We start from the raw sequence: 14258 nt of genomic DNA on the forward strand, positions 1-14258 counted from the left end.
CCAAAGAAATGGGCCGGCCACTATGGCCGGCCCTTTCGTTACATCAGAAGCGCCAGTTGATCGTCGCCGCGAAGGTCGAGCTTGAAAAATCGGTGCCCGAGCGGCGGATGTCGGTGCCCGCGGCGTTGGTGGTGATGAAGGGATTGCCCGCGGTGCCGCCCGAGGCGCGGACCGTGAAGTCCTTGGGGCTGAGCTTGGTGTAGAGATACTGCACGCCGAGCGACATATAGGGGGTCAGCTTCTGCTCGACGCCCGCGCCGGCCTTCCAGCCCCATGCGCCAGACTTGCCCGAGCCCACGAACTTGTTGTCGTCGTTGCTCGTGATGAAGTCGCTCTTGAACTTGCCCCAGGCGCCGCCGCCCGTGACGTAGAACAGCGCATTGCGCGCCGCGACGCCCGCACGCGCGCGCAGGCCGACTTCGTGCTGGAGCTTGCGGCGGAAGACATAGGCGTCGGGCGTGCTGGTGAAGCCCGAAACGCTGTCGGTCAGGCTGGGATAGCGATATTCGGCGACGAGCCCGACGACGATATTGCCGAACTGCTTGTCGTAACCCGCGTGCGCCGCGATATCGAACTTGTCCTTGTCCTTGAAGCAGCCGGCGCCGACGCGGTCACCCGCGGCACGTCCGTCGCAATAGCCTGGTGCGAACAGATCGGCGGTGGGCGCCGCGGTGGTGGCGATCATGTCGTCGAACTGGCCGTCGAGATCCTTGTCGAAGACGAGCGTTTCGTTCGAAGCGCCGCTGGCATAGCGCGCTCCGGCCTGGAGACCGACATAGGGGCCCGTCCAGACCTCCTCGTCATTGCTCTGGGCGAGGGCGGGGGAGATGGCGGCACCGGACAGCGCGAGTACCAGCGCGAAACGACATACGGATTTCATGGTGATGGGACCCCTTGAACGAACAGGCGCGCGACTGCGGCTGATTGCCGTCGTTCCGCCCGCATGCGCGCGAAAAATGGCTCTGCGCCCTGAACGGGGGCTGAATGCGGGGGGAGGGCGGAAGTCTGGAGCATTCAACGCTCATCCTGAGGAGGGGCTGAGCCCTTCGACGCCGCCTGTGGCGTCGCTCAGGATAAACTTCGCCCTCGGCGAAGGCGCAGGCCCGTCTCGAAGGACTTTGCATAGTGCGTCCTTCGAGACGCCGTTTCGACTTCGCTCAACGGCTCCTCAGGATGAGCGGTGGGGGCGCCGTCGCATCGAACATGGGCTCCGGGGCAAGCCCGGAGCACTGCCGGAGCGGATCGAAATGACCTGAGCCCAAAGCCGGTGACCGCCGAACACCCGGACAAAGAAAAGCCCCGCCGGATTGCTCCGGCGGGGCCATATTTGCCGCGAGGGCAAAGGTCTTAGATTTCCGAGCCGTCCTCACCATCGGTGTCGGCGACGACGACCGCGAGCGGATCATCGCCCGTGTCGGCCTCGATCGGCTGACGCAGCTCGGCAGCATGTTCTTCGGCCGCCGAGGCGGGCGCGATCAGGCTTTCCTGCCAGCCACGCTGCGAGGCGCGAAGCGCTGCATCGCGGCTCGTCGCGGTGACGCGCAGGCGGTTCATGCCCGCACCGGTGCCGGCGGGGATGAGGCGACCGACGATCACGTTCTCCTTGAGGCCCATCAGCGTGTCCTTCTTGCCCTGGACCGAAGCCTCGGTGAGGACGCGCGTGGTCTCCTGGAAGGATGCGGCCGAGATGAAGCTGCGCGTCTGGAGCGAAGCCTTGGTGATGCCGAGCAGCACCGGCTTGCCCTGCGCCGGCTGGTAGCCCGGCTGCAGCTTTTCGTTGATCTCGTCCATCTCCTCGCGATCGACCTGCTCGCCAGCGAGCAGGGTGGTGTCGCCGCCGTCGGTGATCTCGACCTTCTGCAGCATCTGACGAACGATCGTCTCGATGTGCTTGTCGTTGATCTTCACGCCCTGGAGTCGATAGACTTCCTGGATTTCCGACACGAGATATTCGGCAAGCGCCTCGATGCCGAGGACTTCCAGAATGTCGTGCGGATCGGGCGAGCCGCCGATCAGGTTGTCGCCGCGCTTGACGTAATCGCCTTCCTGCACGTCGATGACCTTGGACTTCGGGATCAGATACTCGACGACCTCGCCGCCGTCCTCGGGCTGGATACCGATCTTGCGCTTGGCCTTGTAGTCCTTGCCGAAGACGACGCGGCCCGAGACCTTCGCGATGATCGCGTTTTCCTTGGGCTTGCGCGCTTCGAACAGCTCCGCCACGCGCGGCAGACCGCCCGTGATGTCGCGGGTCTTGGCGGCTTCGCGGCTGGCACGCGCCAGCACGTCACCGGCATGGACTTCCGCACCGTCCTCGACCGAGAGCGTGGTGCCCGGCGTCAGCATGTAGCGGCCGGCCTCGCCCGAATTGGCGTCAAGCAGCGTCAGGCGCGGACGGAGATCTTCCTTCGAACGCGTGGGCGCACGATATTCGATCACGACGCGCTGGGCGATGCCCGTGGCTTCGTCGGTCTGCTCGGTCAGCGTCTTGCTGTCGATCAGGTCCTGATACTTCACGACACCCGGGTTCTCGGTGATCACCGGCATGGTGAACGGATCCCACTCGGCCAGACGGTCGCCCTTGGTGACCTTCGCCTTGTCGTCGACAAGGACATAGGCACCGTAAGGGATGCGGTGCACCGCACGCTCGCGGCCCTCGCTGTCGATGATCGCCAGCTCGCCCGAACGCGCCAGAACGACGCGGCGGTCGCGCTTGTCGACGATCACGCGCAGGTCGCGATATTCGACCGAACCGTCCGAAACCGCCTCGAGGTTCGACTGCTCGTTGAGCTGCGCCGCGCCACCGATGTGGAAGGTACGCATCGTCAGCTGCGTGCCCGGCTCACCGATCGACTGAGCCGCGATAACGCCGACAGCCTCACCGATGTTGACCGGCGTACCGCGGGCGAGGTCACGCCCGTAGCACTTGCCGCAGACGCCCTGCTTGCTCTCGCAGATCAGCGGCGAACGGATCTTAACCGACTGGATGCCGATGGCCTCGATCTGGGCGATCATCGGCTCGTCGAGCAGCGTGCCCTCGGGGATCGCGACCTCGTTGGTCTTGCTGTCGACGATGTCTTCGGCCGTGGTACGGCCGAGGATACGCTCGCCGAGCGACGCGATGGTCGAACCGCCCTGGACGATGGCCTTCATCTCGAGCGCACGGCTGGTGCCGCAATCCTCTTCGATGACGACGCAATCCTGGCTGACGTCGACCAGACGGCGGGTGAGGTAACCCGAGTTCGCCGTCTTGAGCGCGGTGTCGGCCAGACCCTTGCGGGCGCCGTGGGTGGAGTTGAAGTATTCAAGGACGGTCAGGCCTTCCTTGAAGTTCGAGATGATCGGCGTCTCGATGATCTCGCCCGAAGGCTTGGCCATCAGGCCGCGCATGCCCGCGAGCTGCTTGATCTGCGCGGCGCTACCACGCGCACCGGAGTGCGCCATCATGTAGATCGCGTTGATCGGCTTTTCGCGGCCGTTCTCGTCCTTCTTGACCGCCTGGATTTCCTTCATCATCGCGGCAGCAACCTGGTCACCGCAACGCGACCATGCGTCGATCACCTTGTTGTACTTTTCCTGCTGCGTGATCAGGCCGTCCTGATACTGCTGCTCGTAATCCTTCACGAGTTCGCGCGTCTCATCGACCAGCGCGATCTTCTCGCCGGGGATGATCATGTCGTCCTTGCCGAACGAGATGCCCGCCTTGAACGCGTGACGGAAGCCGAGCGCCATGATCGCGTCGGCGAACAGCACGGTCTCCTTCTGGCCGGTGTGGCGATAGACCTCGTCGATCACGTCGCCGATGTCCTTCTTGGTGAGAAGGCGGTTGACCGTCTCGAAGGGCACCTTGTGGCTCTTGGGGAGGCACTCGCCGAGCAGCATGCGGCCCGGCGTCGTCTCGTAGCGCTTGAGGTACTGGTTGCCGTCCTCGTCGGTCTGCGGGACGCGGCTGATCACCTTGGTGTGCAGCGTCACGGCGCCGGCGTTGATCGCCTGGTGCACCTCGGCCATGTCCGAAAGCAGCATGCCCTCGCCGGGCTCGCCTTCCTTCAGCATCGACAGATAGTAGAGGCCGAGGACCATGTCCTGCGAGGGAACGATGATCGGCTTGCCGTTCGCGGGGCTGAGGATGTTGTTGGTCGACATCATCAGCACGCGCGCCTCGAGCTGGGCTTCCAGCGAGAGGGGAACGTGGACCGCCATCTGGTCACCGTCGAAGTCGGCGTTGAACGCCGAGCAGACGAGCGGGTGCAGCTGGATCGCCTTGCCCTCGATCAGCACGGGCTCGAACGCCTGGATGCCGAGGCGGTGGAGCGTCGGTGCGCGGTTCAGAAGGACGGGGTGCTCGCGGATGACTTCATCCAGGATGTCCCAGACTTCCTTGCGCTCCTTCTCGACCCACTTCTTCGCCTGCTTGAGGGTCATCGACAGACCCTTGGCGTCGAGGCGCGCGTAGATGAAGGGCTTGAACAGCTCGAGCGCCATCTTCTTCGGCAGGCCGCACTGGTGCAGTTTGAGTTCGGGACCGGTCACGATGACCGAACGGCCCGAATAGTCGACGCGCTTGCCGAGCAGGTTCTGACGGAAGCGGCCCTGCTTGCCCTTGAGCATATCGGACAGCGACTTCAGCGGACGCTTGTTGGCGCCGGTGATGACGCGGCCGCGGCGGCCGTTGTCGAACAGCGCGTCAACGGCTTCCTGCAGCATGCGCTTTTCGTTGCGGACGATGATGTCCGGCGCGCGCAGCTCCATGAGGCGCTTGAGGCGGTTGTTGCGGTTGATGACGCGACGATAGAGGTCGTTCAGATCCGAGGTCGCGAAGCGGCCGCCATCGAGCGGCACCAGCGGGCGCAGTTCGGGCGGGATCACGGGGACGACTTCGAGGATCATCCATTCGGGGCGGTTGCCCGAATCGATGAAGCTCTCGACGACCTTGAGGCGCTTGATGATCTTCTTGGGCTTCAGCTCCGACTTGGTCTCGGCCAGCTCCTTCAGAAGGTCCTGACGCTCGCCTTCGAGGTCGAGGCTTTCGAGCATCTTGCGCACGGCTTCGGCGCCGATGCCCGCGGTGAAGGCGTCTTCGCCATATTCGTCCTGCGCATCGAGCAGCTCATCCTCGGTGAGGAGCGAGAACTTCTCGAGCGGGGTCAGGCCGGGCTCGATGACGATATAGGCTTCGAAGTACAGCACGCGCTCGAGCTGCTTGAGCTGCATGTCGAGCAGCAGGCCGATGCGCGACGGCAGCGACTTCAGGAACCAGATGTGCGCGACGGGCGCTGCGAGCTCGATATGGCCCATGCGCTCGCGGCGGACCTTCGAGACCGTGACTTCGACACCGCACTTCTCACAGACGATGCCCTTGTACTTCATGCGCTTGTACTTGCCGCACAGGCACTCATAGTCCTTGATCGGGCCGAAGATGCGCGCGCAGAACAGGCCGTCACGCTCGGGCTTGAACGTGCGGTAGTTGATCGTCTCGGGCTTCTTGATCTCGCCGAAGGACCAGCTGCGGATGCGGTCCGGTGACGCGATCCCGATCTGGATCTGGTCGAAGGTCTCCGGCTTGGCCATCGGATTGGCGAAATTGGTCAGTTCGTTCATTTTCTCTTCCCTCTGGAGGGCAAATCTCTGGCGGGGCGGATCGGAAGCCCTGCGGGATCACCGCAGGGCTCCTTGATCGTCACTCCGCGGCTTCGGCGATGTCGCTGTCGCTCTGGTCCTCGATTGCGGACAGTTCGACGTTGAGGCCGAGCGAACGCATTTCCTTGACGAGCACGTTGAAGCTCTCGGGGATGCCGGCCTCGAAGGTGTCGTCGCCCTTGACGATCGCCTCGTAGACCTTGGTGCGGCCGACGACGTCGTCGGACTTCACCGTGAGCATTTCCTGGAGCGTGTATGCCGCGCCATAGGCCTGCAGTGCCCAGACCTCCATCTCACCGAAGCGCTGGCCGCCGAACTGCGCCTTGCCGCCCAGCGGCTGCTGGGTGACGAGCGAGTAGGGGCCGATCGAGCGCGCGTGGATCTTGTCGTCGACGAGGTGGTGGAGCTTCAGCATGTAGATGTAGCCCACGGTCACCTTGCGGTCGAACGCGTCGCCGGTGCGACCGTCGAACAACTCGACCTGACCCGAGGTGTCGAGACCCGCCAGCTCGAGCATGTTCGCCACGTCCGCCTCGCGGGCACCGTCGAACACCGGCGTCGCCATCGGCACGCCGTTCTTGAGCAGGCCAGCCATCTCGACGATCTGGTCGGTCGACCGTGCGTCGATCTCGGCGTGATACTGTTCGCCATAGACCGCCTTCAGCCGCTCCACGACCGCTGCGGGCGCGGGGCCTGCCTCGGGGTTGGGATTGGCTTCGCGCCACGCTTCCAGAGCCTCGGTGATCTGGCGACCAAGACCGCGTGCGGCCCAGCCCAGATGCGTTTCGAAGATCTGCCCGACGTTCATGCGCGAAGGCACGCCCAGCGGGTTGAGCACGAGGTCGACGGGGGTGCCGTCCTCGAGGAAAGGCATGTCCTCCACGGGCAGGATGCGCGAGATGACGCCCTTGTTGCCGTGACGGCCGGCCATCTTGTCGCCCGGCTGCAGCTTGCGCTTCACCGCGACGAAGACCTTGACCATCTTGAGCACGCCCGGGGGCAGCTCGTCGCCGCGCTCCAGCTTCTCGCGACGGTCCTCGAACTTCTCGTTGATGAGCTTCACGGCCTCATCATACTGCGCCTTGACGGCTTCGAGGTCGGCCTGGACCTTGTCGTCCTGGACCGCGAACTTCCACCATTCGTGACGCTCGACCTCTTCGAGCAGCTCGCCGGTGATCTCGCTGCCCTTCTTGATGCCCTTGGGCGCCGCGGTTGCGACCTGGCCCACGAGCATGTCGCGGAGGCGCGACCACGAAGCGCGGTTCAGAATGCCGCGTTCGTCATCGGCATCCTTGCGCAGACGCTCGATCTCCTCGCGCTCGATCGCCATCGCGCGCTCGTCCTTGTCGATGCCGTGGCGATTGAACACGCGCACTTCGACGACGGTGCCCGCAACGCCCGGGGGCAGGCGGAGCGAGGTGTCGCGCACGTCCGAGGCCTTTTCACCGAAGATCGCGCGGAGGAGCTTTTCTTCCGGCGTCATCGGCGATTCACCCTTGGGGGTGATCTTGCCGCAGAGGATGTCGCCCGGCTCCACTTCGGCGCCGATATAGACGATGCCCGCCTCGTCGAGGTTGCGGAGCGCTTCCTCGCCGACATTGGGGATGTCGCGCGTGATGTCCTCGGGCCCGAGCTTGGTGTCGCGGGCCATGACCTCGAACTCCTCGATGTGGATCGAGGTGAAGACGTCATCCTTCACGATGCGTTCGGAAATGAGGATCGAGTCCTCATAGTTGTAGCCGTTCCAGGGCATGAACGCGACGAGGCTGTTGCGGCCCAGCGCGAGTTCGCCCAGCTCGGTCGACGGGCCGTCGGCGATAATGTCGCCTTCGTTGACCACGTCGCCCACCTTCACCAGCGGACGCTGGTTGATGCAGGTGTTCTGGTTCGAACGCTGGAACTTCATCAGCGTGTAGATGTCGACGCCCGACTTGCCGGCCTCGACTTCGCCCGTTGCGCGGATGACGATACGCGTCGCGTCGACCTGGTCGACGATGCCCGAACGGCGTGCGCCGATCGCTGCGCCCGAATCGCGCGCCACGGTTTCTTCCATGCCGGTGCCGACGAAGGGCGCTTCCGCCTTCACGAGCGGCACGGCCTGACGCTGCATGTTCGAGCCCATGAGTGCGCGGTTCGCGTCGTCGTTCTCAAGGAACGGGATCAGCGAGGCCGCGACCGAAACGAGCTGCTTCGGCGACACGTCCATGAGCGTGATATGGTCGCGCGGCGCCATCAGGAACTCGCCCGCTTCACGCGCGGAGATCAGGTCCTCGGCGAAGCTGCCATCGGCATTGAGCTCGGCGTTGGCCTGCGCGATCGTGTGCTTGGCCTCTTCCATCGCGGAGAGATAGACGACGTCCTTCGTCACCTTGCCGTCGACGACCTTGCGGTACGGCGTCTCGATGAAGCCGTACTTGTTGACGCGGCTGAACGACGCCAGCGAGTTGATCAGACCGATGTTCGGGCCTTCGGGCGTTTCGATCGGGCAGATACGGCCATAGTGCGTCGGGTGGACGTCGCGGACCTCGAAGCCCGCGCGCTCGCGGGTGAGACCGCCCGGCCCGAGCGCCGAGACGCGACGCTTGTGCGTCACTTCGGAGAGCGGGTTGGTCTGGTCCATGAACTGCGAGAGCTGCGACGAACCGAAGAACTCGCGCACCGCGGCAACCGCGGGCTTGGCGTTGATCAGGTCGTTGGGCATCACGGTCGACACGTCGACCGAGCTCATGCGCTCCTTAACGGCGCGCTCCATGCGGAGCAGACCGATCCGGTACTGGTTCTCGAGCAGCTCGCCCACTGAACGCACGCGGCGGTTGCCGAGATTGTCGATGTCGTCGATCTCACCCTTGCCGTCCTTCAGGTCGACGAGGGTCTTGACCACCGCGAGGATGTCCTCGGTGCGCAGCGTCGTGACGGTGTCCTCGGCGTCGAGGTCGAGGCGCATGTTGAGCTTCACGCGGCCGACGGCCGACAGGTCATAGCGCTCGGGATCGAAGAACAGGCCCGCGAACAGCGCTTCTGCGGTTTCGCGCGTCGGCGGCTCGCCGGGGCGCATGACGCGGTAGATGTCCGAAAGCGCGTGGTCGCGGTCCTCGGCCTTGTCGGCCTTGAGGGTGTTGCGGATCCACGGACCGGTGTTGACGTGATCGATGTCGAGCAGCTCGAGCTTCTCGATGCCGGCCTTGTCGAGCTTTTCGAGATTTTCGGGGGAAACCTCGTCGCCGGCCTCGATATAGATCTCGCCGGTGGCTTCGTTGATCAGATCATAGGCGCTGTAACGGCCGAAGATTTCCTCGGTCGGGATCAGCAGCTGCTCGAGGCCGTCCTTGGCCACCTTGTTGGCGGCGCGCGGCGAAATCTTCTGGCCGGCGGGGAAGATCACTTCGCCCGTCTTGGCGTCGACGACGTCGAACGCGGGCTTCTGGCCACGCCATTGCTCGGCGTTGAAGGGGATGACCCAGCCGCCCTCGCCACGCACGAACGTGACCTTGTTGTAGAAATGGCCGAGGATTTCTTCGCTGTTGAGACCAAGCGCGAAGAGCAGCGCCGTGACGGGCAGCTTGCGCTTGCGGTCGATACGGACGTTGACGATGTCCTTGGCGTCGAACTCGAAGTCGAGCCACGAACCGCGATAGGGGATGACGCGCGCGGCGAAGAGATATTTGCCCGAGGCGTGGGTCTTGCCGCGGTCATGGTCGAACAGCACACCCGGCGAACGGTGCATCTGCGAAACGATGACGCGCTCGGTGCCGTTGATGAAGAAGGTGCCGTTGCCCGTCATCAGGGGCATGTCGCCCATGTAGACGTCCTGCTCCTTGATATCGAGGACCGAACGGGTTTCGGTATCGGCGTCCACTTCGAACACGATCAGGCGCAGCGTGACGCGCATCGGGGCGGCGTAGGTGATGCCGCGCTGGCGGCACTCTTCCACGTCGAACTTGGGATCCTCGAGCTCGTAATGCACGAAGTCGAGTTCGGCAGTGCCCGCGAAATCGCGGATCGGGAACACCGAGCGCAGTGTTTTCTCAAGACCCGAGACGTAACCCGTCTTGGGATCCGAGCGAAGGAACTGTTCGTATGATTCGCGCTGAACCTCGATCAGGTTCGGCATCTGCACCACTTCGTGGATATTGCCGAAGACCTTCCGGATGCGCTTCTTGACGGTCGCCGGTGCTGCCTTGGTCGCCATGTAAATTTCGCCTCGTATTCAAGAACATAGGCGCGCAAAAACGCCGAGAAGCCGCACGCCTTCCTCTCGGAAAACCGCGGCTTTCAGCGTCATATGGAACCGCAACCGCCCAATTCGTCCGATGCGCTGCGCGACGGCACATCATTTCCCGAACGGCTGTGGTGATGGGGTGGATATAGGCGCGGGGGTCCGGGGTGTCAAAGGGGCGTGTTGGAAATATGGATCGCCGGGGCCTTTTTCGGGCTTTCGTGGACGCCGACCCGGACGGGCGAAAAAAAAGGCCGCGCGCCTCTGGGAAGAGCGCGCGGCCAGTCTGGGTCCGGTATGTCTCAGGCGGGTCGGGCGAGAGCGGCCGGACGGTCCGATATGGGCAACCGGTCGCGCCAGCCATCGGGCAGGGTGCCCACCACCATGCGGCGGACGGGGTGCCAGAAGGCCGAGAGCATCAGCAGTGCCGATCCGATGATAAGCGCGGTGAAGGCGACGCCCAGACTGACAGCGCCGAAGCGTTCGAACAGCGCGCTCATCGCATAGAGCACATAGGCGAGCGACGAGACGAGCAGCGCGCGCCGGTCGACCGCGAGCGAGACGCCGGCAAAGAAGACATAGAGCGCGATGACGATCGCCGCCTGTGCGGTCCCCACATAGCCGTCGAGCACGCCCAGTTGGTGGAAGATGGGGTGCGCGATCATGGGCGCGGCGGCGAGGTGAAGCCAGAAGGCGACATCGGAACGGCGCGTCTGACGGGGGCGGTCCGACATGTCCCACCACATCGCGGTCGCAAAGATAGCGATGCCGCCTGCAAGGACGAACCAGGCGATCTGGCCACCAACCATGGGAACTGCGGCGAGAATAAGCGCAACCGCCACCCCGACAAGCGAGACCGCGCCCGCTGCCACCGTGATCGGCACGTGGAAACGCCGCCAATGCGCCCATGTCGCGATCGCCGTCACGACGCCGAAGCCCGCCAGGATCAGCGCGTTGACACGGTCGGAGAGCTGCGGGTCGAGATCGACCATCGTGCCGACCATCGTTGCGGCCACGCCGCCCGTGAAGCTCAGCAGCAAAAGGATGCTGGGCAGCGCCATGCGGCGCTTCATCGTGAAATATTCGGCGAGCATCCAGCTCGCGCCCGCGACGAGCGCGCCGCCGAGGCCGGGAGACACGTCGCCGCCGATCCACGCCAGCGCGGTCAGCAGCAGCGCGATCGCGATCGCGACGAAAATGTCGTTGAAGCCGGTGAGGAGGCGAAAGCTCTCCTCATCGACCAGCGCGGTCGAGCGGCTGGACGCAATATGGTTGCGAAAGGCGGCGGCCGCGGCGGGCGTTATCGCCCCTGCCGCAACCGCGCTTTCAAGATCGGATTCGCTGTACATCGGCATGATCCTCCTGTGCGAAGGATCGTAGCATTAGTGTGTTAATACAGCAATACGGTAATTGTGCCGGGCAAGCCGGGCTTCAGCCGCCCTGCAGCTTGTTCAGGATGATGGCCGATTGCTCCATGCCCGACTGGGGCACGATCTCGCCCGTACGATCGGTGATCTGCGCCCAGGCCGCGGCGATCCCCTCGGGCGTGCGCTGGTCCTGGGGCAGGAAAGCGCCCTGGGTCAGCGTGACATAGGCCGCCTGGAAAACGCCTGCGCCCGCACCCACGATCGCGTTGGTGGGAGCGTCCTCGGACACGAGATAGAGCGCCGCGGGAGCGACATTCTCGGGTGCGAAGGCGGCGAAAGCGGCTTCGGGAAGAATGTCCTCGGTCATCCGCGTGCCCGCGACGGGGGCCAGCGTGTTGACCTTGATGTTGTACTTCGCGCCCTCGAGGTAGAGCGTCTTGGTGAGTCCCGCGAGACCGAGCTTTGCGGCACCGTAATTGGCCTGGCCGAAATTGCCGTAAAGCCCGGTGGACGACGCGGTCATCAGGATGCGGCCGTAATTCTGGTCGCGCATCGTGTCCCACACCGCCTTGGTGCAATTGGCCGAGCCAAGCAGGTGGACCTTGACGACGAAGTCGAAATCCTCGGGCTCCATCTTGGCGAAGCTCTTGTCGCGCAGCACGCCCGCATTGTTGATCAGGATGTGAACGCCGCCCCAGGCTTCCTTGGCTTTGGCGACCATCTCGACCATCTGTGCATATTCGGTGACGCTGCCGCCGTTGGACATGGCGGTCCCGCCCGCGGCCTCGATCTCCTCGACAACCTTCAGCGCGGCGTCCGAATGGCCGGTGCCGTCGCGCGAGCCGCCAAGGTCGTTGACCACCACCTTCGCACCGCGCTTCGCCAGTTCTAGCGCATAGGCGCGGCCAAGCCCGCCGCCTGCGCCGGTCACGATGGCGACGCGATCCCTGAAGTCGATGGTCATTGCGGCATTCTCCTGTCGTTTACGTGAACGTCAGCTAAAAGCCGCCGCACCAAAAGACAAGGGCGCAATCACTCATCGGATGCCGCAACCGGTCTCCCTGCAGGGGTCGACGCGATGACGCGCCCAAACGGAGAGGCCGGTCAGCGGCTGCCGGAACTATTTAGGGCTGCGGCGCTGCTTGCAGCCGTCGGTAACGGTCCTGGAGCACCACGGATATTCAGCCTTGGGCTCGGGCGGCGGATATTTCTGCTCGACCGAAGGCGTGGGGCCGACCTGCTTGGTCTCTCCGGCGGGAGGCGCAGCGGCCATCGGGTCTGCCGCAGGCATCTGAGATTCCGGCGCCGGCGCAGGCATCTGGGTCGCCTCGGGCGGCATCTGCGTCGCGTCTGGCGGTGGTGTCTGCGTCGCCTCGGGCGGCGGCATCGGTTCGGCCGGGGGTGCTTCCTGGGCCAAGGCGGCACTGCCCATCATGAGGGCCGCCGCGAGCATGAGTTTCTTCATCGCAACCTCCTTCTGGCGGCCGGGACGGCCGCTTTGTGGTTCAGACCCGCGAACGGGTCGTGCGCACACCGATTCAGAACGAGGAAAGAACGAGACCGATCCATTTTTGGCCCGAGACGGCCGGGCGGGTGCGCCCAGCCGCCTTAAAGCAGGGGCGGATCAGGCAGTGGCGTCGGTATCCAGTGCGTAGCCCGCCGAACGGACGGTGCGGATGATGTCGGCGCGGTCGCCCTGATTGATCGCCTTGCGCAGACGGCGGATATGGACGTCGACGGTGCGCGGCTCGATCTCGCTGTCGCGGCCCCAGACGCTGTCGAGCAGGCGCTCGCGCGAGAACACCCAGCCCGGATGCTCGAGGAAGTGCTTGAGCAGGCGGAATTCGGTCGGACCCAGCGGGACGACGTCGCCGCCGCGCTTCACCTTGTGGCCCACGGTGTCCATCTCGATGTCCGCATAGCTCAGCGTCTCGCCCGCAAGTGCAGGCCGGACGCGCCGGAGCACGGCGCCGACGCGCGCGACCAGTTCGCGCGGGGAGAAGGGCTTCGTGACATAATCGTCGGCGCCCGTCTCGAGACCGCGCACGCGGTCTTCCTCCTCACCGCGCGCGGTGAGCATGATGATCGGCACGTTCGCGGTTTCGGGCGCGCGGCGCAGACGCCGGCAGACCTCGATTCCGGAAAGGCTTTCGACCATCCAGTCGAGCAGCACGATATCGGGCGTCGATTCCTGCGCGAGCAGGAGCGCCTCTTCGCCGTCTGGCGTGTGACGGACCGAGAAGTCCTCGCGCTGGAAATTGTAGATGAGGAGTTCGGCAAGCGCCGCGTCGTCCTCGACCAGCAGCATGTCGGCACGCGCCATGGACTTAGACTCCCTGCGGTGCGGTAGGGTCCTCGCCGCGTTCGCGGTCCGCGAGATATTCGCCTGTGGCTGCATAATAGACCATCTCCGCTACATTGGTGGCATGATCGCCGACGCGTTCGAGGTTCTTGGCAATGAAGAGCAGATGCGCCGCCTCGCCGATGGTCTGGGGATTTTCCATCATGAAGGTGACCAGCGTCCGGAAGATGCTGTTGTAGAAATCGTCGACCACCTGGTCCCTTTCGACCACGGCGGCAGCCTTTTGCGCATCGCGCGCGGCAAAGGCGTCGAGCACGTCATGGACCATTTCGGTCGCGGTGCGGGCCATTGCGGGCATGAGCGACAGCGGCTCGATCTTGCGCTTGGTCTCGATCAGCGGAACGCGCTTCGCGACATTCTTGGCATAGTCGCCGATGCGCTCGATCACGCCCGCGATCTTGATCGCGGCGACCACCTCGCGAAGATCGTCCGCCATCGGCGCGCGCAGCGCGATGATGCGGACCGCGGCCTTTTCGATGGCGCTTTCGAGTTCGTCGATCTTGCGGTCGTCGGCGACGATCTGCCTGGCGGCTTCGTTGTCGCGCTTGATGAGCGCGTCCATCGCACCGATGATTGCGCTTTCGGCGCGGCCGCCCATTTCGGAGATGAGCCCGCGCAGTTCGCCGATGTCTTCGTCAAACGCCTTGACGGTATGTTCGGTGCCAGTTCCCAT

At 64.5% G+C, this 14258-nt stretch carries 8 protein-coding genes; all 8 read right to left on the reverse strand.

The genetic code is table 11. The features are described from left to right. Window positions 1-43: 43 nt before the first annotated feature. The 8 genes from MKI88_RS04955 to phoU all read right to left on the reverse strand — a co-directional run bounded on the left by MKI88_RS04955 (window position 44) and on the right by phoU (window position 14258). Window positions 44-880, reverse strand: coding sequence for an outer membrane protein (locus tag MKI88_RS04955; RefSeq protein WP_241629849.1), 837 nt, complete (start codon window positions 878-880; stop codon window positions 44-46). 467 nt (window positions 881-1347) lie between these two features. Continuing rightward, window positions 1348-5601: a DNA-directed RNA polymerase subunit beta' gene (rpoC, locus tag MKI88_RS04960; RefSeq protein ID WP_241629850.1), complete on the reverse strand. Its 4254-nt coding sequence runs from the start codon at window positions 5599-5601 to the stop codon at window positions 1348-1350. Between the two features lie 79 nt (window positions 5602-5680). Then, window positions 5681-9829 (reverse strand): DNA-directed RNA polymerase subunit beta, encoded by a 4149-nt coding sequence (rpoB, locus tag MKI88_RS04965; RefSeq protein ID WP_241629851.1) that lies wholly within the window; start codon window positions 9827-9829, stop codon window positions 5681-5683. 329 nt (window positions 9830-10158) lie between these two features. Further along, window positions 10159-11205 (reverse strand): hypothetical protein, encoded by a 1047-nt coding sequence (locus tag MKI88_RS04970; protein ID WP_241629852.1) that lies wholly within the window; start codon window positions 11203-11205, stop codon window positions 10159-10161. A gap of 82 nt (window positions 11206-11287) precedes the next feature. After that, window positions 11288-12187, reverse strand: a complete 900-nt coding sequence (locus tag MKI88_RS04975) for an SDR family NAD(P)-dependent oxidoreductase (RefSeq protein WP_241629853.1) — start codon at window positions 12185-12187, stop codon at window positions 11288-11290. Between the two features lie 156 nt (window positions 12188-12343). After that, complete coding sequence (locus MKI88_RS04980; protein ID WP_241629854.1) at window positions 12344-12688, reverse strand: hypothetical protein; 345 nt, start codon at window positions 12686-12688, stop codon at window positions 12344-12346. A 159-nt stretch (window positions 12689-12847) separates the two neighbouring features. Beyond that, window positions 12848-13546: a phosphate regulon transcriptional regulator PhoB gene (gene phoB / locus MKI88_RS04985; RefSeq protein ID WP_119764444.1), complete on the reverse strand. Its 699-nt coding sequence runs from the start codon at window positions 13544-13546 to the stop codon at window positions 12848-12850. A 4-nt stretch (window positions 13547-13550) separates the two neighbouring features. Beyond that, complete coding sequence (gene phoU / locus MKI88_RS04990; protein ID WP_241629855.1) at window positions 13551-14258, reverse strand: phosphate signaling complex protein PhoU; 708 nt, start codon at window positions 14256-14258, stop codon at window positions 13551-13553.

This window comes from Sphingomonas sp. LaA6.9, assembly GCF_022601895.1.
Lineage (GTDB): Bacteria > Pseudomonadota > Alphaproteobacteria > Sphingomonadales > Sphingomonadaceae > Sphingobium_A.

What these genes read in the sequence shown, in the direction of transcription:
- MKI88_RS04980 (WP_241629854.1), bottom strand. Translation starts at nt 12,688, where the DNA reads ATGAAGAAACTCATGCTCGCGGCGGCCCTCATGATGGGCAGTGCCGCC.
- phoU (WP_241629855.1), bottom strand. Translation starts at nt 14,258, where the DNA reads ATGGGAACTGGCACCGAACATACCGTCAAGGCGTTTGACGAAGACATC.
- rpoC (WP_241629850.1), bottom strand. Translation starts at nt 5,601, where the DNA reads ATGAACGAACTGACCAATTTCGCCAATCCGATGGCCAAGCCGGAGACC.
- MKI88_RS04975 (WP_241629853.1), bottom strand. Translation starts at nt 12,187, where the DNA reads ATGACCATCGACTTCAGGGATCGCGTCGCCATCGTGACCGGCGCAGGC.
- MKI88_RS04955 (WP_241629849.1), bottom strand. Translation starts at nt 880, where the DNA reads ATGAAATCCGTATGTCGTTTCGCGCTGGTACTCGCGCTGTCCGGTGCC.
- MKI88_RS04970 (WP_241629852.1), bottom strand. Translation starts at nt 11,205, where the DNA reads ATGTACAGCGAATCCGATCTTGAAAGCGCGGTTGCGGCAGGGGCGATA.
- phoB (WP_119764444.1), bottom strand. Translation starts at nt 13,546, where the DNA reads ATGGCGCGTGCCGACATGCTGCTGGTCGAGGACGACGCGGCGCTTGCC.
- rpoB (WP_241629851.1), bottom strand. Translation starts at nt 9,829, where the DNA reads ATGGCGACCAAGGCAGCACCGGCGACCGTCAAGAAGCGCATCCGGAAG.